Source organism: Thermogutta sp. (assembly GCF_014359955.1).
Taxonomy (GTDB): domain Bacteria; phylum Planctomycetota; class Planctomycetia; order Pirellulales; family Thermoguttaceae; genus Thermogutta.
On sequence record NZ_JACIYL010001038.1, the window covers coordinates 1 to 1,264 of the forward strand.

Below are 1,264 nucleotides of genomic sequence, written 5' to 3' on the forward strand. Positions count from 1 at the left end.
TAGCCCCCCGTGAAAAATACGTGACGATCTACAGCGGGATTGAAGACAAACAATTTCTCCAGGCTCGCCAGCATCGCCAAACGATGCGAGAAAAACTTGGTTACACCGACGCCCACTTCGTGGTAGGGACCATCGCCCGGCTTTTTCACCTCAAAGGGCACGAGGACATCCTGCGAGCGGCTGGATACCTCATCCCGCGGTTTCCTCAGATTCGCTTCCTGTGGGTGGGAGACGGGGTATTGCGACCGCGGCTGGAACGTCAGATCCGCGAGGCTGGCTGGAGAAATTACTTCCATTTGGCGGGTCTCGTCCCTCCGGAAAGACTGCCTGAATGGCTGGCTGCCATGGATGTGGTGGTTCATCCCAGTCTGCGGGAGGGGCTTGCCCGAGTCCTGCCGCAGGCTTTGCTGGCGGGAATACCGGTCGTCAGCTATGACGTGGACGGAGCGCGGGAGGTTGTACAAACTGGAGAAACTGGTTTCCTTGTACCGGCTCGGGACTGGCTGGGCATGGCCCATGCGATCGCGCAACTGATGGAAACTCCAGGCCTAGGATCCCAGTTGGCAGAAAGGGGACGGCGCCTGTGCATGGAGCGCTTCCCTCACGAGCGGATGACTGCGCAAATCAGGAAGGTCTATGAGGACATCCTGAAAAATCGGAAAGATTGACCTGACAGACGGAATAGCCATATGAGACAAAATGACAAAACATTACCGGCCTTGCCCAGCTTTCGTCATTGTTTCCTCCGGAAAAAGCCGTTAAGATGATGCGGATGGTTACGTGCAGGGGCTTCCTGGGCAGTCGAGCCCCGCGGCCGGCACGCCGGTGTTGCAGATCGGACAGAACGAGCAGGGTCTTGTTAGAGCATCAGCGTCAGGTTATCCCGTGACTTCGGCAGCTTCCTTCATCGGGCCTTACCGGCTGGTCAACCCCGTCTATTTTGGGGCAACCACCCAACTGTGGCAGGCCTACCACGACGCCACCCATCGGTACATCGCGCTGAAATTCCTTCAGGAAAAATTTCGCAAGGATCGGGAACAAATTCGATCGTTACGGTGGGAGTACCAGGTGGCCGGCCAGTTCGACGACGAGCGAATCATCAAAATCTACGAATTCAACACCGACAAAGGCATCCCCTACCTGGCCATGGAGTGGTTCAACGGAGGGAACATGAAATCCCTCATACGTCGCGGGTTGCCGGAATACGCCCACCTGGTCCGCAAGATCATTTTCCAGTGTATCGAGGCCGTCTCCTACCTTCACC

Annotated in this window: 2 protein-coding genes; both read left to right on the forward strand. The window is 56.7% G+C overall.

Annotation, left to right across the window (positions count from 1 at the left end):
* The coding region (locus H5U08_RS19210; protein ID WP_297036907.1) for a glycosyltransferase at positions 1-668 on the forward strand (668 nt) is incomplete at its 5' end.
* A gap of 112 nt (positions 669-780) precedes the next feature.
* Positions 781-1,264: protein kinase (locus H5U08_RS19215; RefSeq protein WP_297036909.1), on the forward strand; the 484-nt coding region annotated here is incomplete at its 3' end.